The organism is Williamsia sp. Leaf354, from assembly GCF_001424365.1.
GTDB lineage: Bacteria > Actinomycetota > Actinomycetes > Mycobacteriales > Mycobacteriaceae > Williamsia_A.
On record NZ_LMPL01000002.1, the window covers coordinates 705,464 to 727,258 of the forward strand.

A 21,795-nucleotide genomic window follows, 5' to 3' on the forward strand; every position below is an offset into this window, starting at 1 on the left:
TCGGTCACAGCGACCGCGAGATGATCTCCTTCATGATCTCGTTGGTGCCCGCGTAGATCTTCTGCACGCGCGCGTCGGCCCACATGCGACCGATCGGGTACTCGCTCATGTATCCGTAGCCACCGAAGAGCTGCAGACACTCGTCGAGAACGTCCATGGCCTTGTCGGTGGTCCACCACTTCGCCATCGCGACGGTCGGGATGTCGAGCTTGCCCGCGAGGTGTTTGACGATGCAGTCGTCGACGAACACCCGCGCGATGTGCGTCTCGGTCGCGGCCTCGGCGAGCGTGAACTTCGTGTTCTGGAATCCGAACACCGGGCGCCCGAAGGCCTTGCGGTCCTTGGTGTAGGCGATGGTCTGGGCGACCGCCGACTCCATGCCCGCGACCGAGGCGACGGCGATGATGAGCCGCTCCTGGGGCAGCTGCTGCATGAGCTGGATGAAACCCTGCCCTTCCTCGGTGCCGAGAAGGTTCGAGGTCGGGACGCGCACGCCGTCGAAGAACAGCTCGGAGGTGTCCTGTCCGCGCTGTCCGATCTTGTCGAGCACACGGCCGCGGCGGAAACCCTCGCGGTCGCCCTCGACGAGCACCAGGGAGATCCCCTTCGCGCCCTCGCTGGTGTCGGTCTTGGCGACGACGATGATCAAGTCGGCCTGAGAGCCGTTGGTGATGAACGTCTTCGACCCGTCGATGACGTACTCGTCGCCGTCGCGGATCGCCTTGGTGGTGATGGCCTGCAGATCCGACCCGGTGCCCGGCTCGGTCATCGCGATCGCGCCCACGACCTCACCCGAGGCCATCTTGGGGAGCCAGTGCTCCTTCTGCTCCTGCGAGCCGTACGCCAGCAGGTAGTGCGCGATGATGCCGTTGTGGAGGCTGACGCCCCACGAGGAGTCGCCGATCCGCGCCTGCTCCTCGATCAGGACCGACTCGTGGGCGAACGTTCCCCCGCCACCGCCGAACTCCTCCGGGATCGACATGCACAGCAGGCCCAGCTCGCCGGCCTGGTTCCACAGGTCGCGATCGACATGGTGCTGCTCGATGTACTTGTCGACATTGGGTGCGACGTTGCGCTCCATGAACGACCTCGTCATGGAACGCAGGTCGTCGAGATCATCGGTGGCCCAGGGGGAACGCTCGGTCATCAGGTGCCCTTCCCGCGGCCCCTCGGCCGCAACAGTGTCAACGCAGAGCGTAACACTGGTGAATGGCAGTGATGGGGAGGGTCGCTAGGACTGGTCTCCGGCGTTGCCGCGCTTCCACACGTCCCACGGGACATTCCAGTCGCCGAGACCGTCGGTGCCGGGCAGGACGTCGCCGACGGTGTTCTTGACCTCGACGATGTCGCCGCGCAGCGCGGTGTTCATGAACCACTCCGCGTTCTCCGGCGAGACGTTGAGACACCCGTTGCTGACGTTGGAGTTGCCCTGCGCGTAGATCGACCACGGCGCCGCGTGCAGGTAGATGCCGCTGTAGGACATCTGCGTGTCGAAGTAGACGGTCTCGCGGTAACCCGCGGGAGAGTTGACCGGCACGCCGTAGGTGGACGAGTCCATGATGATCGACGGCAGGCGGTCACCGACGATGTAGACACCCCGGTTGGTGGGCGTGCTGTCCTTGCCCATCGAGGTGGGTATGGTGCGGACCACCTTGCCGTTGATGGCGACCGACACCTGCTTGGTGCGATCGTCGGCCGTCGCCACGAGCGACCGCCCGATCGTGAAGTTCAGGTTCTGGTTCTCCTGGCCGAACAGTCCGTTGCCCAGGTCGATCCCGTAGGTGTTCACCTTGACGTTGACCTTGGTGCCGGGCTGCCAGTAGTTCTGCGGACGCCACCGGACCTCGGAGTCGCTGAGCCAGTAGAAGGCACCCTCCACAGGCGGGTTGGTGGTCACGGTGATCGCGTTCTGCGCGGCCTTGCGGTCGGTGATCGGCTCGTCGAAGCGGACGGCGACCGGCTGACCGATCCCGACCGTCGAGTTGTTGTCCGGCAGCACGTAGGCCTGGGTCAGGTTGTTCGGCGCGCGGGTCGTGAACGAGAGCTTGGTGGAGTTCGTCCCGGCGATGCCGGCGACGTCGGCCGACAGCGTGTAGGTCCGGTCGTAGCCGAACGGCTCGGTGCTGGTCCACACCGTGCGGTCGGCGTTGTAGGCGCCGGCGACCATGCCGCCGTCGGCCTTGGGGATCCGGACGTCGGTCAGCTGGCCCGAACGGGACGTCACGCGCACCGGAGCACCGGGCTGGACGCCGACCGCGCGGTCGAGGAGCGGCTGACCCGAGATCCCGGTGACGGAGATCTGCGGACGCAGCATGTCGTCGATCCCGGCCGACGCACCGACGGCGTTGCTGTAGGTCGGGGCGGCGGTTCCGGCCGAGCAGGCGCCCAACACGCCCACCGCACACACTCCCAGCGATGCGGCCACCCATCGTGAACGCCCGCGGTCGCCCCACCCGAACTTCATGTCTACTCCCGAAATCATCTCGCGCGCTTGCACTGTGTCGCACAGACGCGCATGTGGTCGTCACGGTCTCTCGCCGAACCGACGCGGCCTGACCTCGATGTCACGACTCGCCGACGCCATCGACCCCGTGGGATCCACACCTCGTGGACGACACGTGCGACACCACGATCCCAGGGGAAACGCAGGCCTCACGGACGGGGTGTCGGCTCGGTGACCTCAGTGTACGAGACGTCCGCCGGTGGGCGAGCCAGGCGAGCCCCGGCCACGTCATCGATGCCTGTCCGTGACCGACGGGGGACGATTTTCGTCCGACGCGGTCGACCTGTTAATGTTCCTTCTCGCACGAAGCACGCGCCATTAGCTCAATTGGCAGAGCAGCTGACTCTTAATCAGCGGGTTCGGGGTTCGAGTCCCTGATGGCGCACAACACACACGGCACCTCATCCGAAACGGATGCGGTGCCGTGTGTCGTTGTGTCGGTGGTGATACCGACGATCAGCTGACGAGCTTCTTCAGGGTCAGCGCCACCACGATCACGCCCACGCCGATGAGCGGGAACTTGATGGCCGGCGCGTTGAGCGTGGCCAGCACGCCGTTCTTCGCGTCCTCGGCGAGCCGCTGCGGGTTCGCTCGCACCGCAAGGGTGTCGAGGGTCGACGCGAGCTCCTCGCGCGCACGGGCGATGTCACGTTCGATGCTGTCGGTATCCCGTGCCACAGGTCCTCCATCTGGGTCGATGTACTCAGGGTTCGAGTCGTTTGCCCCCTCACGGTAGTTCACGGCACGGCGACCGAGCCGGGGTCGTCTCCCAAACGGTCGACTACCGTGACTCGACGTGACCACCAGCAAGCGCCTGCAGGCCGGCGACCCGGCCCCCGCGTTCACCCTGCCCGATGCCGACGGGAACCCCGTCTCTCTGTCCGACCACCTCGGCCGGCAGGTCATCGTCTACTTCTACCCCGCCGCGTCGACACCCGGCTGCACCAAGCAGGCCTGCGATTTCCGCGACAACCTCGCCGAACTCGAGGGCGCCGGCATCACGGTGCTGGGCATCTCCCCCGACAAGCCGGAGAAGCTCGCCACGTTCCGCGACGCGGAGTCGCTCACGTTCCCGCTGCTGTCGGACCCCGACAAGACGGTGCTGACCGAGTGGGGTGCGTTCGGCGAGAAGACGATGTACGGCAAGACGGTCACCGGCGTCATCCGCTCGACGTTCCTCGTCGATCCCGACGGCACCATCGCGGTCGCGCAGTACAACGTGCGCGCCACCGGACACGTCGCCAAGCTCCGTCGCGACCTGTCGGTCTGAGCGCACGGCCGCCCCTTCAGATGCCCGAGGCGAGAGGCACCACGCAGCGCGGTACCTCACCGCCCGAGCCGCTGGTGCCGCGCAAACGCCCCACGCAGGAGCGCAGTCGCCGTCGGTTCGAGTCCATGCTCGTCGAGGCGCGTTCGCTGCTGATCGAGGTCGGGTTCGAATCCCTCACCTGCGAGGAGATCGCGTCCCGCGCGGATGTCCCGATTGGCACGCTCTACCAGTACTTCGCGAACAAGTATGTGATCGTGTGTGAACTCGATCGTCAGGACGCCGTCGGTGTCCAGCACGAACTCGCCGCGTTCGCCGCCGAGATCCCCTCGTTGGACTGGATCCGCCTGCTGGACAAGTTCATCGACCACCTCGCCGCGCTGTGGCGCGACGACCCGTCACGACGGGCCGTGTGGCTCGCCGTGCAGTCGACACCGGCCACCCGGGCGACGGCAACGATCCACGAGCGGGCGATCGCCGACCAGGTGGCGCGGATCATCGCCCCGCTGACCCCCAGCCAACGCACACGGCGGGTGATGATGTCGGAGGTGCTGGTGCACACGGCGTATTCGCTGTTGAGCTTCTCGGTGCAGGACGGCCACGACCACGCGCGCACCGTCGCCGAACTCAAACGCATGCTCGGCGGATACCTGCTCCTCGAGGACGGTCCCGCGGGCTGACCCTGGCCTCTCAGCCGGCCGGTTCGTCCTCCAGGACGGCCACGGCGGCCGCGATCGAGCCGTCGTGGGTCAGCGAGATGTGGACCGTCGACCCCTCGAGATGCCGTCCGATCTCCCCGCCGAGTCGGATCGCCGGGCGGCCCCAGGTGTCGGTCACGACCTCGATGTCGCTGTGTCGGATCTCGGGCATGACCGGCGACCGGGCGAACCGGCTCACCGACCACGCCTTGATCACCGCCTCCTTGGCCGCCCACCGACCCGCGAGGTGCCGGGCGTCCTCCGCGGTCCCCGCCGCCGAGTCGCGACGCTCGCCGACGGTGAACCGATCGGCGAACGTCGTCCCCGGCTGGGCGAGTTGTTCGGCGAACTCCGGGATCGACACCACGTCGATCCCGATCCCAACCACCGTCACGAGGCGCCGACCACCGACGTGCCGGACACCGAGGGGTAGTTGCCGTCGGCGTCGAGCCGCGTGGACTCGTCGAGCAGCAGGGACGCCTCCCGCTCGGCGTCGACACCCGCGTCGCCGAGCCGGCGGTTCGGCGGACGACGGTAGAGGGCGTCACCGCCGCACATCGCCTCCAGCATCCGCTGCGCACCGGCGCGGGCACGCTCGGCCGCGCGACGTCGATAGTCCTCGCGCACAGCCGGATCGAGGCTCGCCACGAACGCCTCCGGGTGCACGACGGCGATGAGGCCGGAGACGTGACCGAAGCCGAGGCTCGTCAGCAGACCCGCCTTGAGCGGGAACCGCTCCCCCAGTCGCAGGGGTTCGGTGACCCACACGAGGTGATCGTGGCGGCGCATGGTCTCGTCCACACAGTCCAGACTCCGGTTCGGCGGGATGACCCCGTCGCGCAGCATCTGGCACAGCCCGATCAGCTGGAACGCCGCCGCGCCGCCCTTGGCGTGTCCGGTCAGCGACTTCTGCGACACCACGAACAGTGGGGCGCCGTCGTTGCGGCCCAGTGCTCCGGCGAGACGCTCGTGCAGATCGGCCTCGTTCGGGTCGTTGGCCTTGGTGGAGGTGTCGTGCTTGGACACCAAGGCGACGTCGTCGGCGCTCACGCCGAGTGCGGTGAGCGCCTTCGCCATCGGCGAACCGCTGCGCCCACGTGCAGCGCCCAGGGCTCCGATGCCGGGGGCCGGGATCGACGTGTGCACGCCGTCGCCGAAGCTCTGCGCCCACGCGACCACACCGAGGACCGGGAGACCCATCTCCGCGGCGACGTCACCCCGGGCGAGCAGAACCGTTCCGCCGCCCTGCGATTCGACGAATCCTCCACGCCGCCGATCGTTGGCGCGCGAGAACCGTCGCGGGTCGATCCCGCGGGCGGCCATCTTCGCGGAGTCGGCGGTGGCCGACATGTCACCGAATCCGACGATGCCCTCGATGCCGAGGTCGTCGAATCCGCCGGCGACCGCGAACAGGGCCTTGCCGAGACGGATCTTGTCGACGCCCTCCTCGACCGAGACCGCCGCGGTCGCACAGGCCGCGACCGGGTGGATCATCGCGCCGTAGCTGCCGATGTAGGACTGCACCACGTGTGCGGCGACGACGTTGGGCAGCGCCTCCTGCAGGATGTCGTTGGCCTTCGACTCGCCGAGCAGGGTGTCGATGTACAGCGAACGCATCGACTCCATGCCACCCATGCCGGTGCCCTGGGTGTTGGCGACGAGGCCGGGGTGGACCCAGCGCATCAGCTCCGACGGCTCGAAGCCCGAGCCGAGGAACGCGTCGACGGTCGCGACGAGGTTCCACAGCGCGACCCGGTCGACCGATTCGGCCATGTCCGGTGAGATGCCCCAGCGGGTCGGGTCGAACCCGGTGGGGATCTGCCCGCCCACGGTGCGGCTGAGCGAGAACCGGCGCGGGACGCGGATCTCGGTGCCGGCCCGTCGGGTCACCGTCCACTCCCCGGTCTCGCCGTCGTGGGCGACCGAGGTCTTCCCGGGGTCGGATGCGGCGAAGGCGCGCGCCTCCTCCTCCGAGGCGACACCGAAGGTCAGGTCCTCGTCGAGGAAGACCGACGTCAGCAGCGGCGAGGTGTTGTCGACCATCGCGCCCTCGTCGGCGTACCGGCGGATGCCGCAGCGTTCGACGACCGCGTCGTGATAGCGATCGGCGATCTCGCTCTCCGCGACCGGGTCACCGGATTCGGTGTCGTACCACCCCGGCTTCGGGGTCTCCTCCCACACGATGAGCCCGGTGTTCCAGGCCAACTCGAGGACGCCGGCCGCCGAGAGCTCCTCGTCGACCTCCATCTCGAAGCGGGTGCGGGCACTGCCGTAGGGGCCGAGTTCCCCGGCGCCGACGATGACGACCAGGTCCTCCGGTGCGACGTCGAGCGTCGGCCACGCCGGGCTGGTGGCCACCGCGGCACGCGCGGGCGCCGGAAGTGCCGCCACCGTCGGGGTGGTGTCGGCGACGTCGTCGGTCGGCTCCGCGTCGGCGGCCTCGGCCGCGGCCGCTGCGAGCGCCTTCAGATCGATCGACGCGGGATCGAGTCCGGCGGTGAAGTCGGCGACGACGGGCTTCTCCCGGGCTGCCGTACGTGCCTGCGGCACACACAGACCCAGCAACTCGTCGGCCATCTCCTCGGTGGCCCAGGTTCGGACACCCGCGGCCTCCACGGCGGCGACCATGCCGTCGTTGTGGCCCATGAGCCCCGTTCCGCGAACCCAGCCGATCAACGCGTGGGCGAGGGTGACCGTGGAGTTCCACGATTCCTCGGCACCCCATCGGGTCACGAGGGCGTCGAGGGCGGCCTTGCTCTCGCCGTAGGCGCCGTCGCCGCCGAACATCCCGCGGTTGGGCGACCCCGGGAGCACCACATGCAGGCGTGCGGCCAGATCGTGATCGGCCCCGAGCGCGCCGAGTCCGGCGATGAGACGTTCCACCGACCAGAGCAGCACCTTCATCTCGAGCTCGGCGCGACCGCCGGCGTCGGTGAGGTCCCCGGCCACGCGCGGCGCGGCGAACGGGAACAGCAGCGTCGGCTTCATCGCCGGCTTCACCACGCCGGTGGTGCCACCGAGGTTCTCGGTCTGCTCCGCACCGATCCAGGCGACCAGGTCGTCGACGTCGGTGTAGGAGCTCATGTTGGCCGAGGCCAGCCAGAGCGCCGCGCCGTCACGCGCGTTGTCGCGGTAGAGCTTCCGGAAGAACGCGATGCGCTCGGAATCCAACCGCGAACTCGTCGCGATGACCGTCGCGCCGCCACCGAGCAGCTTGCCGACGACGGCTGCGGCGATCGATCCGGCGCTGGCACCGGTGACGACGGCGATCTCGTCGGTCCAGCGGCCGGGCGCGGGATCCTGTGCGGCGTGGGCGATGTGGGAGTAGGTCCGGGCGTGCACCGGGTAGGCGGCGTGCAGCGCCTTGCCCTGCCACCACGTCGCGTGGTGGGCGACCGCGTCGCCGGCACCGGCGAAGCGAGCGGTGATGCGCTCGAAGTCGGTGTCGAGCTCGTGCTCGTCGGTCACCCACAGGCGCGCGAGATCCTCGCGGGCCGAGGCCCACCGGTCGTCGATGAGCACGGTGGTGCGTTCGTCGAACGTCGGCGCGACGGTGCGCATCCAGTCCGCGCCGAGCTCGGCGCTCACACGGTCGACGACCGCCTGGGTGCGATCGGCCTCGTCATCGATCTCGGCGGGGACGACGGTGTGGAGACCGAGCTTGTCGAGGATCGCGTAGGCGGCGCTCGCCAGTGCCCCGGTGCGGCCGGTGAACTGTTCGGTGAGATCGCCGAGTGCGGCGAGATCGACCGTGCCCCCGGCACCACCCTCGGCGGACGGCTTGGCGACGCTGACGCCGCGTCGTGCACCGACCTCGGCGACGGCGGCGTCGATCACGGAGTCGAGTGCGTCGACACCGCCGATCGGACCCGAGGACAACCCGCCGAGGTCGCCGCCGCGGACGCTGACACCCTCGCGGCTGCCGAGCGCGACCGCGACCGTGGCGTGCAACGCCCACCCGGGGCCGAGCTGCCAGACCGAGGACACGCGGTCGGAGACGTACGACGGCCGCTTGTTGAGCGGGCCGACCACCTTGCGCAGCTGATCGGTGATCGCGTCACCGAGGACCGCGCCGAACGGCTTGTAGCCGCGGGCGAGGCTGTTGACGGTGGAGGCCAGCGCCGCCATGTCGGCCTCGGCCGCACCGTCGATGGCTCCGAGACCGAGCTCACCGCCGATGTCGAGCAGCAGCTGGTTGCGTCGTGACGAGACACCGTCGCACAGCGCCTCGATGGTGTCGGCGGCACCGATCTGGTCGGGACGCATCTTGGTCCACAGCGCGATGACGGCCGCGACCGCGTCGGCGGGGACGAACGTGATGTCGTCGGGACGCGGACCACCGGTGGCCGCGGCGGGAGCCGGTGCCACCGCGACGGCGGCGGGTGCGGACTCGGCCGGTGCGTCGGCGCCGGAGGCATCGGATTCCTCGGCCTCGGGTTCGGGCTCGGGATCGGCGTCGAGCGCAAGGACGACCTGGTCGTCGCGCTCGAGGTTGAGGACCTGCACCGTGGCCCCGGCGTAGTCGTCGAGCTTGAGGGTGTTCGCGGCGAGTCCGGCGAGGGTGGGAGCGGACTTCACGCCGACCTCGACGAAACGCTCGACACCCAGACCACCGGTCTCCCGCGGGGAGAACAGCAGGTCCTGGGTCTCGATCCACCGGACGGGGCTCGCGAACTGCCATGCGAGCAACTCGATCAGCACCGTGCGGGCCAGGGCGGTGCGGTCGGCACTGGCCACGTCCCAGTCGGCGAGGACCTCCTCGAGCGGGTCCGACGGCACCAGCGCGGCGATCTCGGCGACGAAGTCGCGGTCGAGGGTGAACAGACGGGGCACCAGGTTCGGCACGTACCGGCCGATGAGGACGTCGGGGTCGAACGACTCCGGCAGCAGTTCCTGCAGGCGGCGACGGAACTCCGGGACGCCGGCACGCAGCACCGTGGAGTGGAACGGTACGTCGATACCCGGGATGAGGATGAACGCCCGCTTGCCGCCGAACTGTGCACGGCGACGGTCGATCTCGGCCTCGAGGTGTTCGAGGCCCCGGACGGTTCCGGCGATCGCGTACTGCGATCCGAGCAGGTTGAGGTTGACCACCTCGAGGAACTCGCCACACTGCGCGCCGACCTCGGTGACGAAGGCGACGACCTCGTCGTCGACGAGCCCGATCTGACTCGGACGGATGGCCGCGAGACGGTAGTCGCTGCGACCGTCGGCGTCGCGGGGCACGAGGTGGTGCATGGCCTCGCCGCGCTGGAAGACGACCTCGAGGACGGCCTCGAGGGGCAACACACCGGCGCACGCCGCGAGGGCGTTGTACTCGCCGACGGAGTGACCGCAGGTGATGGCGTCGGTGACGAATCCACCCGACTCGGTCAGCTCGGCGATCTGCGCCACGCCGAGGGTGGCCATGGCGACCTGGGTGAACTGGGTGAGGAACAGGACGCCGTCGGGATGGTTGTAGGTGGTGCCGTTGGCGACGAGGGTCGTCGGGTTGTCGCGGACCACCGCGAGGATCGAGAAGCCCAGCGCGGAACGGGTGTGGGCGTCGGCCCGGTCCCAGACCTCACGGGCGGCCTTCGATCGGCTGCGGGCGTCGAGCCCCATGCCCGCGCTCTGGATGCCCTGACCCGGGAACGCGTAGACGGTGCGCGGCGCGGCGAGCCGACCGGTGGCGGTCATGACGAGCGCGTCGTCGACCTTGCAGGTGACCTCCACGATCTCGCGGCCGTGGTCGATGGCCACCCGGTCGACGCGGATCGCGACCCGGTCGCCGGTGCGGACCATGCCCATGTAGCGGGCCGTCCAGCCCAGCAGGGGTCGTGCGGCCGGCACCGGTTCCGCGGAATCGGTTGCGGTGGCGACGTGTTGGGCGGCGGCCGACAGCCACATCCCGTGCACGATCGGCTCTCCCAGCCCGGCGAGGCGGGCCGCGTTGGAGTCGGTGTGGATCGGGTTGCGGTCACCGGAGACGGCGGCGAAACCGTGCATCCGTGCGGGCGCGGTGACGACGGCCGAGCGCAGGAGCTTGCGCGTGGCGGTGGTCTCGGTGTCGATCGCTCCGCCGGCGCGGACGGGCTCGGCGAGCACACCGTCGCCGAGGCGACCGCGGATCGCGAACCGCTCGATCATCGACGCGACCGGACCGGCGTCGCTCGTGATGTCGACCGACACCTCCACGACACGACCGAGGTCGGTGTCGACGACCTCACCGGTACGGGCGACGACGACGAGGTCGGTGTCGACCCGGGGCAGGACGGCGGCGGTGGAGACCGCGTGATCGAGGTGCACCAGATCGAGCAGGCCTTCGACGACCGGCGTCCCCGCCGAGGTCCGGGCGGCGCCGATCGCGGCGAAGACGCTCGGCCACGTCAGTCCGACGAGCGCGTCGGGGACCGCGAATCCCGCACTGCCCGTGGGCACCGACGCCGAGAGATGGGCGGGCAGGGTGTGCGCGGTGACCGCCGAGTGGTCGGCCGGGAGGTCGGCGGTCCACCGGACGGTCGTCGTCGCGGCACCGTCGACGACCTCGGGCAGTGCGTGGCCCGCGGCGACACCGAGGATGGCGCCCATGGCCGCGGCCGCGGCGTCGAGCGACACCTCGGGGCTGCCGCCGTCGGCGAGAGAGGCGTCGACGGTCATGGCGATGGTGACCCGTGTCGTCGCGACGGGAACGGTGAGGGACACGCCGTCGTCGGTGCGCTCGAGCACCGAGCCGGTGGGCTCGTGCTCGGCGCGACGCGAGCCGGTGGCGTCGAAACCGTCACCATCGAGCAGGGTCCATGCCGAGCGGTCGCCGAGAAGCGCGATGGGGTTGGCCACGATGCGTCCGGCCCACAGCACGGTGTCGGTCTCGATGATGTCGACCAGCACACCCGCGCCGTCGACGATCCCGCGCCGCAGGCGGCTGCTGACGGCGGCCGGCTGGGCGCCGGTGGCGGCGATGTCGCCGGCCACGTGTGCCTCGAACCGGTCGAGCAGGGCGCCGATCGGTTCGTCGACGGTCGTGATGCCGGCGACCGCGACGGGACCGGGGATGATGCAGACCTCGTCGGCGCCGTAGCGCGGGTCGTGGGCCTGCCACAGCGAGTCGCTGCGCCACCAGCGGCGCACGTCCTTGTCGATGACGGGGACGAAGTTGACCGGCTTGCCGGGTGTGCGGCACAGACCGAGGAAGAACGCGACGTCGGCGGGGTGCAGCACGTCGGCGTCGATGGCCGGGTACAGGCTGCCGAGGACGTCGATCGCGGCGTGCGGCGCGTCGGTGGCGCGCTCGCCGGCGAACGCGGAGGCGAACTCGCCGCGGTCGGTCGGGTGCAGGCGCGCCTCGGCCCGCTGCAGCATCTCGGCGAAGCGCTGCCGCCAGGTGATGTCGGCCCACACCGGCGACGGTCCGGGATCGGTGCCGACGGCGAGGTCGGCGTAGCGGGTCAGCCACTGCCGGTAGGTCATCGCGGCGAGGTCGCCGAAGTAGGGCTTGGCGGTGCGGTCGAGCGCGGTGACGATCTCGTCGCGCCGATCGGCGACGGCGTCGGCGTCGCCGGCGACCTCGTCGAGGAGGCGGCCGCACGCCGAGGCGGAGTTGTCGACCTCGTGGATGTCGGCACCGAGCTGACTGCGGCCCGACGCCATGCCCGCGTCGGCGTGGCCGGCACCGATCCAGGTGTCGCATCCGGGGGTGTCGACGAGCAGCTGCTTCACCGCGGGCGAGGTGGTCGCCTCGAGGGCAGCCATGGTGACGGTGCCCAGCAGGATGCCGTCGACCGGCATGGCCGGGTAGCCGTGCGCCTGCGACCACGCGCCGGTGAGGTAGTCCCCCGCCCGTGCCGGCGTACCGATGCCGCCGCCGACGCAGATCACGGCGTTGGTGCGCGAGCGCAGCTCGGCGTAGGTCGCCAGCAGCAGGTCGTCGAGGTCCTCCCACGAGTGGTGACCACCCGCGCGACCGCCTTCGATGTGGACGATGATCGGGTGCGAGGGCACCTCGGCGGCGATGCGCACCACCGCGCGGATCTGCTCGACGGTGCCGGGCTTGAAGGCGATGTGCGGGATGCCGGCCTCGGCCAGTTCGGAGACCAGGGCCACGGCGTCGTCGAGTTCGGGGATCCCCGCCGAGACCACGACACCGTCGAGGGGTGCGCCGGCGGCGCGCGCCTTCTGGACGAGGCGCTTGCCGCCGAGCTGCAGCTTCCACAGGTAGGGATCGAGGAACAGGGCGTTGAACTGGGCCTGGCGTCCGGGCTCGAGGAGGTCGGTCAGGCGGGCGACGTTGTCGGCGAAGATCGCCTCGGTGACCTGGCCACCGCCGGCGAGCTCGGCCCAGTGACCGGCGTTGGCCGCCGCGGCGACGATGGCCGGGTCGACCGTGGTCGGGGTCATGCCGGCGAGCAGCATCGGCGACCGGCCCGTGAGGCGGGTGAAGGACGTCTCGACCACGCGTCGACCGTCGGGGAGCTCGGCCAGGGTCGGTGCGAACGACGACCACGGCGGCGCGACCTCGGGGATACCGCCGGGGGCGAACAGGTTTCGCTGGCCGCCGCGCAGTCCGACCGCGATGCAGCCGATACCCCGGCCACGCAGGACGGGTACCGACAGGCGGGTCGCGACGTCGGACGGCCCCATGTCGAGGACCCACGAGACACCCGAGTCGGCGACGCCGTCGAGCGTCGACACCCAGTCGACCGGGTCGACGAGGACGGCGTCGGCCAGGCGTGCGGCCCAGTCGGTGTCGAGCCCGCAGCGCTGCGCCCACGCGACCACCAGGTCGCGGGCGGGTGCCAGTGCGGCGTGGTGGAAGGCGATGCCGACGGTGAGGCGGTCGAAGACGGGTGCGAAGGGCGCTCCGCCCATCACCTTGCGCTTGCGATCGGCGGCCTCGCCGGCGGCGACGGTGTCGCACATCGCCTCGAACGCGGTGAGGTGACGCGGCGACCCCGACACCACGACCGAGCGACGACCGTTGCGGATCGCCAGTGCGGGTGCGTTGTGGAGGTCGGCGTCGGCGATGGTGGCGCGGTAGCGGGTGAGGAGTTCCTCGACGCGGCCGGGGACGACGTTGGTGATCGACATCATCGGCGCGCCGTCGGCGGTGGTGGCCAGGCCGACCCGCCGGGCGACGGTGGCCCCGGCGGCACCGATGAGATGGGCCAGGGCGAGCAGAGCGCCCGTTCCGCCCGTGGTGGTGTGGGTGTCGTCGGAGAGCGACTCGACGGCCATCACGCCCTGCGAGTGACCGACGACGGCGTGTGCCGGGATCTCGGCGGTGTCGAGACCCTGCTTGCGCAGCGCGGCGACCGCGGCGAGCTGGGACAGCAGGATGCCGGGAACCGACAGCGCGGCGCCCGACAGGATCGCCTCGGCGGGCACGGGCTCGTCGGCGCCGAGCGCGTGGACCCAACTGAGCGGATGGAAGCCGTCGGGCCGCTGCGCGGCGAGTTCGTCGGCGACGGGAGCCAGGAGCTGCTCGGCGGCGTCGACGATCTGGCCGACCGAACGGTCGAGCTCGGCGTCGATGACCAGCTCGGCCAGCGCCGGGAGCCACGCGATGCCCTGGCCGCCGAAGCTGACCGCGTACCGGTCACCGGCCCGCAGTCGGCTGATCAAGGTCTCGTCGGGTCGGAACGATGCTGCCGAATCCCCGGGGCCGCTGCGGAACTGGTGAACGGTCACTGATGATCTCCTCGATGTGGTGGTGCGTGCCACGGCATCGACGAACCGCGGAGCGGGTCGTCGGGGCGGGCGGGAAGTATCGGTTCGGCTGACCGCTGGCTCATCGTCGAGGCGGTCGAAAGGGCCTGGTGCGCAACGGGTGTGGGGTCGAGTCGGTGGAGTTCCGATTCCGCGGTGCGGAGTCGGGGCTCGGTGGGTACTCGCCGTCCACCCGGTGCGGCACGAGAACCATCGTCGCACACGAAAATGAGGGATCCCTCATGTTTTGGGGTGACCGCCGGGTATACCCGCGAGTAACCCCGCGGGTAACTTCGCAGGGCCGGTCGGACCCTCCCGCGACTCCCGACGAACCCCCATGTGACGGCGTCGATGCGCCCCGTCGGCGTCCGCTCCGAGACGCAGAACAGTTCGTTACCGAATCGTTATGAGGTGGTGGCGGGGCTCATCGTGTCGTCCCGTGTGGCGGGCGATCACAGCGCGTCGTCAGGGTTGGCGACGCGCACCCTAGGGTGGCTGTCATGAGTGAGTGCGTGTTCTGCGCGATCGTGGCCGGCACCGCCCCGGCACGGATGGTCTACTCCGACGATCACGTGATGGGCTTTCTCGACATCCGTCCGGTACGACCGGGCCATACGCTGGTCATCCCCCGCGAGCACCATCCCGATCTCGCGGGCATCACCAGCGAGATGGGTACACGGCTGTTCGACGCCGCCCGGATGATCGGCGCGGCCCTGCGGTCGTCGTCGATCGCCGCCGACGGGGTCAACGTGATGATCAACGACGGACGTGCGGCATTCCAGACGGTGTTCCACACCCACGTGCACGTGGTCCCCCGCCACCACGGCGACCGCTTGTCGTTCGCCCGCGGTCTGGTGATGCGCCGCGATCCCGACCCGGACGCAACCGTGGCCGCGGTGCGCGCGGCGATGCCCGAGGGGACCTGAGCGCCGCGAGAGGGATGCGGTCAGTCGCCGCCGGTGAGATCGATCGGTTCCCAGCCCTGCGCCACCCGCGCGACATCGCTGTCGGGGACCGAGTGCGCGGCGACACCCCGCGCGTCGAGTTCGGTCCACAGTCCGGCCAGGGCGCGCTCGGGATCGAGGAGGTACTCCGACTCGCGGACGCGCCAGAACCGCCAGCCGCAGCGCCGTAGCTCGCGTTCGCGTTCCATGTCGGCGCGGGCCTGCTCGGGCGTGCTGGTGAACTCGTCACCGTCGCACTCCACCGCCAGTCGGGCATCGGCGCCGGTGACCACTAGATCGATCACGCGGTTGTTCACCGACACCTTCGGGTTGACGTGATAGCCCCGTGCGGTCAGGTCGAGGAAGATCTGCTGCTCGAAGAGGCTCTCGAACGGCTCGCACCGCTCGTCGACGGTCACCACCGACGGCATCGGATCCACCAGCGCACCCTCGGTGCGTTCCATGTACGACAGCAGCGAGTAGCGCAGGTCGTTCGGCTTGAGGTCGGCCGAGGCGACCGAGTGGAACAACCACAGCTGCTCCATCGCGCGCGACGCCGCCACGTTGAACCGGCGCTGCGACTCACTCCTGGTGAGCGACACCGGGTTCCGGTCGACCGAGACCACCATCGACAGGAACACCACATGGCGTTCGTCGCCCTGGAAGTCCGGCGGCGTCCCGATGCGCAGCGACCGTTCGTGCCACTGCTCCGGGGTCAGCGCCGCACGTAGGCGCTGGGTGATGAGGTCGACCTGGCGTTGGCCCTGCAGCACCACCACACCGAAGGTGAGGCCGGCGTAGCGCTCGTCGTCGGCGCAGGCGACGAGCGCCTCGACGAGTGCGTCGGCCTCGACGCTGTTGGTCAGCGCCGAGCTGTCGCCGGTGGCGACCGCCTCGGGCACGAAGACCGTGCGCAGCGGCGGCAGTCGGTCGGCGCCGAACTGACGCACCGGCACCAGCGGCGAGTCCGGGTAGAACTGTCGCGAGGAGTACTCGATGATCTCCGGCATCGACCGGAAGTGCTCGCGCAGCCGCACGACGTGGCCGAATCGTGTGCGCAGCATGGAGAACAGGCTGGACCGCGGGGTGAGGCTGTCCCGCATGTACTGCGGCACGTCGGGGAGGTAGGTGTCGAGCTTGGCGAAGACGTCGTCGAGCCCGGCGGCACCGGATGTCCCCGGCGCACACTGCCTGTCGTCGCCGACGACGATCACCCGGGGCGCGAGCCACAGCAGGAACAGGCTGGTGATGTCGGCCTGGCTCGCCTCGTCGACGATCACGACGTCGAACGAGTTCTGTTCCGGGGTGATCGACGAGAGGACCTGTGAGATCGGCATGATCCACGCCGGGACCGCACCCTGGGCCTGCGTCATCGCCGACCGTGCGGCACGACGGAACCGTTCGGCGTGCTTGCCCGATCCCTTGCCGAGGTTGGTGATGTGGTCGCGGTAGGACTGCAGGGCCTGCACCTGCGCGACGGACATGTGTTCGAGGCATTCGCGCCACGCGCACGCCGCGGCCAACCCGGCGGTGAAGTGACCTATGTCGGCCTCGACGGCGTCGAGATCGGACTCGAGGCGTGACTCGCGATTCGGGTCACTGCGGTCCGACGCCCACGAATAGGCGCGGCGCCACGACCAGGCGTCGGTCAACTCGCGCAGACGGGCGTCCCACGCGCGGTCGTCGGCGGTCTCCCGCAGCAGGCGGTGCAGCTCGGGCGCCTTCTGCTTCAGGCGGAGTTCGAGCAGGTCCAACGCACCCTGCCGATCACGTTGTGCGCGTGCGGAGTTGAACGCCCGGCGCGACTCCTTGATGGCGTCGGAGTCGGCGGCGACGATGGCCGACACGAGGGCCTCGCCCTCGTCGGACGGTCCCTGGTCGACCTCGGCGCTGAGCGCTCGCGCGTGCTCGTCGAGTTCGCGCCGGGCCAGCACGGCGTCGTTGGTCGCCGCGATCGCACCGGTCTGGCGGGCCACCTCGGCGACCTCGTCGATGCTCTTCGGGCGGGGTCCGCCGGGGCTGATCGACTCGAGCTGACGGACGAGTGCGTCACGGCCGGTGAGGAGCTCGGAGATCCAGCCCAGCTGCTCGTCGAGCCGGACGAGTTGCCCCAGTTGCGACGACCGCGACCCGGTGGTGTCGACCGGGACGTCGACGTCGGCGAGGACGGTCTGCACGCGACCGACGCCCTCGAGCACGGCGAGGTGGTCGGCGACGAGTTGCATGGTGTCGGCGTCGGCGGGCGCACGTCCGTCGACCGTGGCCACGACACCGAGTGCGTCGACGGCCCGCTGCTGCGGCGACTTGCGGAAGCGCGAGCGCCACACACCACCCGATCGGAGGTACTGCGCGACGTCGTCGAACACCGACGCCGCGCCGGCGGGGGCCCCGGCGGTACCGTCACCGGACGAGACCGACACCTCGTGGGTGCCGATGTCACGGTCGCGCCGGGTGGCCTCGTCGATGACGGCCGAGATCTGGGTGACGCGATTCCACAGGTAGGCGGCCTCGCCGGAGAGCAGGCGCTCGGCCATCTGCTGCAGGTGCTCGGGGAACGTCCGCACCTCGCGGACGGCCGCGCCGAGGTGGTCGCACTGGTTCTTGATGACGAGGAGCCGACCGCTGTCGACGTCGGAGAGGATGGCGAGCAGCGAGCCGCTCCCGACCATCTTCTCGCTCGGTTGCTCGGCGATGCGCGCGCAGATCGAGTCCAGCTCGACCGACCCGGGCAGGAACGCCTCCAGATCGGGCAGGCGCTGGGCGAGGCGGCTCGCCCAGGTGTCGTCGCGCTCGCGCAGCAACGTCAGCAGACGGTCCATCTCGTCGGTGTCGAGGGGCGGCAGCGCCGATTCGAGGGGGCCGGGCAGCCAGTCGTACCGGTCGGCGACCTCCTGGCAGGTCCGCACGATGTGCGCGGCGGTTCCGCTGTAGCCCGCGGCCACCCACTCGTGCTTCTCGGTCTCCGACTCGCGCAGCTGCCAGATCTCACGCAGGATCTGCTCGCGTTTGGCGCGCGCCTGGTCGCGCTTGGACCGCAGGTTCTTGATCTCGGACGTCACCACCCGCGACTGGAACGACCCCTTGCGGGCGGCGATCGCCTCGACGCTCTCCACCAGCGACGACGAGCCGTCCTTGGTGACGTCGGTGATGGCGACGGCGAGCTCGCGCAGTTCCGGCGGGAGCTTGTCGCGCAGCACCTGCAGCGCCTGGGCCTTCTCGCTCACGACCAGCACGCGCTGCCCCTTGGCCAGCAGGGCAGCCATGAGGTTGGCGATGGTGTGCGTCTTGCCGGTGCCGGGAGGACCCTCCACCACGACGCCGCTGTCGAGTCCGAGCTGGGCGAGGATGTCGCGCTGTTCGACGTTCGACGCCAACGGGTAGAGCGCGTCCTCCACGAGTTCGCCCGCCGACATCGCGCCGGCCTCGGCCAGTCTCGCGACGCGTTCCTCGGACTCGATCGGTTCGACGAGCTGGGCCAGTCCGATGGGGATCGAGGCGTCGCCGTCGGCGTCGCGCAGTGATGCCATCATGGCCTCGTAGTAGCCGAGGATCGCGCCCGAGCCACGGTTGCGCAGCACGAGAGCCGGTGTGGCGGTGACGGTCACGGGCACCGAACCCGTCGGCACGGTGGTGCGCCAGGTCTCGACGATGTCGGCGACGGCGGGTGCGAGCACCGACGGCTGCGCGGCCAGCAGATCGGCGACCTCCCCCGACCGGCCGAGGTCGAATCCGTCGACCCCGGTGAGGAGGTGACTGTCCTGGAGTTCGGGGACCGAGTCGCCGGCCAGGCTGATCGAGATGGTGTCGGCGGTGTGGTCGTGTTCGGCGACGACGGCCTGGGTCAGCAGGTGCTGGTTGACCGCCGGGACGTCGTCGTCGGCGGAGGCTTCGGATCCGACCGTCAGCAGACCGGTCGCGAGGACGAGTTCGAGGGACTCGGGACGTTCGGCGAGGTCGTCGAGCATGGCCGCGACGCTCGCGAAACCGTCGGCGCCCGCACCGGTCGGGCGCAGTTCGAGGAAGCGTTCACCGGGGGCGGCCTTGGTGCGCACCGGCAGACCGTGGTCGTCGCCGAGCCAGACGAGGGCCTCGTGGTCGTCGACGTTGCGGACGACATCGGACTTCGCACGGATGAGCTCGTGCAGGAACTGCAACAGCCGCAACACCCGTGCGCGTCGATCGTCGACGGACATCGATTCGGTCATCAGGTCCTCTTCGCCCGCACCAGCAGCGGTCGAGGTCGTCGGGTCACCTCGAGGTGAACCTCAGGTCTATGGACCGAGGCAGAGTGAACGCTACCTGCTCGGGCCCTGACCTTCGCATTCATGGGTGCCCACGATATTCGATGACCACGCCTCGCGCGGTGACGCGCGGAAGGGACGCGCGGCCGGACCGACCGTCGAGCTCGATCAGCCGGCGAGCAGCGCCGAGCGGAAGGCCGGGAAGTCCCCATCGACGTAGCGCACGTTGGTGTAGCCCAGCGCGGCGATCTGCTCGGCGATGCGGCGGGCCTGCGCGCGCACCGACACCACGGCGATCTCGACGTCCAGGTCGCACACGCAGGGCATCCGACGGGGGGAGGTCGGCTCGAACGCGGCGGTCAGATCGGCCGGCTCCACGATCACCGCCCCGGGGAGACTTCCTTGATGACGAACCACCTGGGGACGCATGTCCACCACGACGGCCGCACCCTGTTGTGTGTGCTCGGCCGCTTCTGTCGCCGAGATTGGATCCACCACTGACACCGGGGAACTCACCGATCCTTGTTACTGCAGGAGAATTTCTGACGCTGACGTCCGGTCGGGTACGACGACGATGTCGTAGCCCGTGGATGTGACATCGGACGCAGCCGAGCCGATGTTACGGGAAAGTTTCCTGTAGGCGGTGAGACCCGCGGGTGGAGCCGGCCGTACGGATCAGTTGCGACCGCGACCGGCCACGCGCGGAGCACCGCGTCGGCCGCCGAAGTCGCCGCCGCGACCGCTGCCCTGGCGCGCCGACGAGCGCTGCCGCGGCGGACCCTGATCCTTGCTCAGGTTGATGGGCACGTTCATGATCCGGGTGCTGCGCAGCGCGGTGAGCGTCTCGCGGCCGAGATCCTCGGGGAGTTCGACGAGGCTGTAATCGGCGCGGATGCTGATGTGCCCGAAGTCGCCGCGGCTCAACCCGCCCTCGTTGGCGATCGCACCGACGATCGCGCCGGGGGTGACGTTGTTCTTCTTGCCCACCGCGATGCGGTACGTCGCGAAGTTGGTGCCACCCTCGCGAGGGCGGCGCTCGCTACGCTCTGCCCCGGCCTTGCGCTCGCTCGCCGGCGGATCGGGGCTCAGCAGGAACCCGCCGTCACGCGTCTCGAGGGCCAGCGCGGCGGCGATGTCGGCCATGGCCACATCGTTCTCCTGCGCGTAGTTCTCGATGAGCCGCCGGAACATCGCGATGTTCTCCGACCCCAGGTTCTCGGTGATCGACTCGCCGAACTTGGCGACACGCTGGGCGTTGACGTCGTCGACGCTGGGCAGACCGATCTCGGTGATCGGCTGACGGGTCGCCTTCTCGATCGACCGCAGCAGGTGACGTTCACGCGGGGTGATGAACAGCAGCGCGTCACCGGAACGACCTGCACGCCCGGTGCGACCGATGCGGTGCACGTACGACTCGGTGTCGTGGGGGATGTCGTAGTTGACGACATGGGAGATGCGGTCGACGTCGAGACCACGGGCGGCGACGTCGGTGGCCACGAGGATGTCGAGCGATCCTGCCTTGAGCGAGGCGATGGTGCGCTCACGCTGGGCCTGCACGATGTCGCCGTTGATGGCCGCCGCGGAGAACCCTCGCGACCGCAGCTTCTCGGCGAGTTCCTCGGTCGCCGACTTCGTGCGGACGAAGATGATCATCGCGTCGAAGGTCTCGACCTCGAGCACGCGCGTCAGGGCGTCGAGTTTGCGCTGGTGCGACACCTGCAGATAGCGCTGCGTCGTGTTCTGCGCGGTCTGCGTCTTCGCCTTGACGGTGATCTCCACCGGGCTCTTGAGGTACTTCTGCGCCAGCCGACCGATGGCCTTGGGCATGGTCGCGGAGAACAGGGCGACCTGCTTGGAGTCGGGAGTGTCACGCAGGATGCGCTCGACGTCCTCGGCGAACCCCATGGTGAGCATCTCGTCGGCCTCGTCGAGGACGAGGAAATCCAGTTCGGAGATGTCGAGGGTGCCCTTGTCGAGGTGGTCGATCACGCGACCGGGTGTCCCGACGACGATCTGGGCACCGCGACGCAGGCCGGACAGCTGCACGCCGTAGCTCTGGCCGCCGTAGATCGGGAGGACCTTGATGTCGGGCAGGTGCGCGGCGTACTTACCGAACGCCTCGGCGACCTGGAGCGCGAGCTCGCGGGTCGGGGCGAGCACCAGGGCACGCGGCTTGCGGCCGCCGCCGGAGATCTTCGACAGCACCGGGATCGCGAACGCCGCGGTCTTGCCGGTACCCGTCTGGGCGAGACCGACGACGTCGCGACCGGCCATCAGCGGCGGGATCGTCTCGGCCTGGATCGGCGAGGGACTCTCGTACCCCACGTCGTTGAGTGCCTGCAGCACCCGGGGTTCGATGTCGAGATCGGCGAATGTCACCGATTGGGCCTGCGACCCGTTGCCGTCCACTGCTTGCCCGCCGATTCCCGGCACCTGAGCCGATCGTTGATGTCCGGCG

Annotated in this window: 11 protein-coding genes and 1 tRNA gene; 4 read left to right on the plus strand and 8 right to left on the minus strand. The window is 69.9% G+C overall.

Features of this window, described 5'->3' with window-relative positions:
• Positions 1-4 precede the first annotated feature (4 nt).
• Together ASG12_RS11315 and ASG12_RS11320 are read right to left on the minus strand one after the other, a co-directional pair.
• Positions 5-1,147, minus strand: a complete 1,143-nt coding sequence (locus ASG12_RS11315) for an acyl-CoA dehydrogenase family protein (RefSeq protein WP_055789231.1) — start codon at positions 1,145-1,147, stop codon at positions 5-7.
• Positions 1,148-1,231: 84 nt separating this feature from the next.
• Positions 1,232-2,464: a L,D-transpeptidase gene (locus ASG12_RS11320; protein ID WP_055789234.1), complete on the minus strand. Its 1,233-nt coding sequence runs from the start codon at positions 2,462-2,464 to the stop codon at positions 1,232-1,234.
• A 351-nt stretch (positions 2,465-2,815) separates the two neighbouring features.
• On the opposite strand from ASG12_RS11320, the gene ASG12_RS11325 reads away from it, so the two are divergent.
• Positions 2,816-2,888, plus strand: a tRNA-Lys gene (locus tag ASG12_RS11325).
• Between the two features lie 71 nt (positions 2,889-2,959).
• Here the strand turns inward: ASG12_RS11325 and ASG12_RS11330 are convergent.
• Positions 2,960-3,181, minus strand: a complete 222-nt coding sequence (locus tag ASG12_RS11330) for a DUF3618 domain-containing protein (RefSeq protein WP_045822338.1) — start codon at positions 3,179-3,181, stop codon at positions 2,960-2,962.
• Positions 3,182-3,299: 118 nt separating this feature from the next.
• On the opposite strand from ASG12_RS11330, the gene bcp reads away from it, so the two are divergent.
• Positions 3,300-3,773, plus strand: a complete 474-nt coding sequence (bcp, locus tag ASG12_RS11335; protein WP_055789237.1) for a thioredoxin-dependent thiol peroxidase — start codon at positions 3,300-3,302, stop codon at positions 3,771-3,773.
• A gap of 20 nt (positions 3,774-3,793) precedes the next feature.
• Positions 3,794-4,450 (plus strand): TetR/AcrR family transcriptional regulator, encoded by a 657-nt coding sequence (locus ASG12_RS11340; RefSeq protein ID WP_055789239.1) that lies wholly within the window; start codon positions 3,794-3,796, stop codon positions 4,448-4,450.
• A gap of 10 nt (positions 4,451-4,460) precedes the next feature.
• Here ASG12_RS11340 and acpS read toward each other — a convergent pair whose 3' ends face one another.
• Entirely contained in the window at positions 4,461-4,862 is a 402-nt protein-coding gene (gene acpS, locus ASG12_RS11345; RefSeq protein ID WP_045822335.1) for a holo-ACP synthase AcpS, read from the minus strand.
• Positions 4,859-14,134: a type I polyketide synthase gene (locus ASG12_RS11350; RefSeq protein WP_055789241.1), complete on the minus strand. Its 9,276-nt coding sequence runs from the start codon at positions 14,132-14,134 to the stop codon at positions 4,859-4,861. The genes acpS and ASG12_RS11350 overlap by 4 nt, the downstream gene beginning before the upstream one ends.
• A gap of 518 nt (positions 14,135-14,652) precedes the next feature.
• On the opposite strand from ASG12_RS11350, the gene ASG12_RS11355 reads away from it, so the two are divergent.
• On the plus strand, positions 14,653-15,078 hold the full coding sequence (locus tag ASG12_RS11355) for an HIT family protein (RefSeq protein ID WP_055789244.1): 426 nt from the start codon (positions 14,653-14,655) through the stop codon (positions 15,076-15,078).
• 20 nt (positions 15,079-15,098) lie between these two features.
• On the opposite strand, the gene ASG12_RS11360 is transcribed toward ASG12_RS11355, so the two are convergent.
• The 3 genes from ASG12_RS11360 to ASG12_RS11370 form a co-directional block, all read right to left on the minus strand.
• Complete coding sequence (locus ASG12_RS11360; RefSeq protein WP_055789248.1) at positions 15,099-19,301, minus strand: AAA domain-containing protein; 4,203 nt, start codon at positions 19,299-19,301, stop codon at positions 15,099-15,101.
• 204 nt (positions 19,302-19,505) lie between these two features.
• The gene (locus ASG12_RS11365) at positions 19,506-19,841 is read right to left on the minus strand and encodes a rhodanese-like domain-containing protein (protein WP_055789619.1); all 336 of its coding nucleotides are present in this window, start codon (positions 19,839-19,841) and stop codon (positions 19,506-19,508) included.
• A 171-nt stretch (positions 19,842-20,012) separates the two neighbouring features.
• Complete coding sequence (locus tag ASG12_RS11370; protein ID WP_200932765.1) at positions 20,013-21,716, minus strand: DEAD/DEAH box helicase; 1,704 nt, start codon at positions 21,714-21,716, stop codon at positions 20,013-20,015.
• Positions 21,717-21,795: the final 79 nt, after the last annotated feature.

What these genes read in the sequence shown, in the direction of transcription:
- ASG12_RS11315 (WP_055789231.1), bottom strand. Translation starts at nt 1,147, where the DNA reads ATGACCGAGCGTTCCCCCTGGGCCACCGATGATCTCGACGACCTGCGT.
- ASG12_RS11320 (WP_055789234.1), bottom strand. Translation starts at nt 2,464, where the DNA reads ATGAAGTTCGGGTGGGGCGACCGCGGGCGTTCACGATGGGTGGCCGCA.
- ASG12_RS11340 (WP_055789239.1), top strand. Translation starts at nt 3,794, where the DNA reads ATGCCCGAGGCGAGAGGCACCACGCAGCGCGGTACCTCACCGCCCGAG.
- ASG12_RS11355 (WP_055789244.1), top strand. Translation starts at nt 14,653, where the DNA reads ATGAGTGAGTGCGTGTTCTGCGCGATCGTGGCCGGCACCGCCCCGGCA.
- ASG12_RS11360 (WP_055789248.1), bottom strand. Translation starts at nt 19,301, where the DNA reads ATGACCGAATCGATGTCCGTCGACGATCGACGCGCACGGGTGTTGCGG.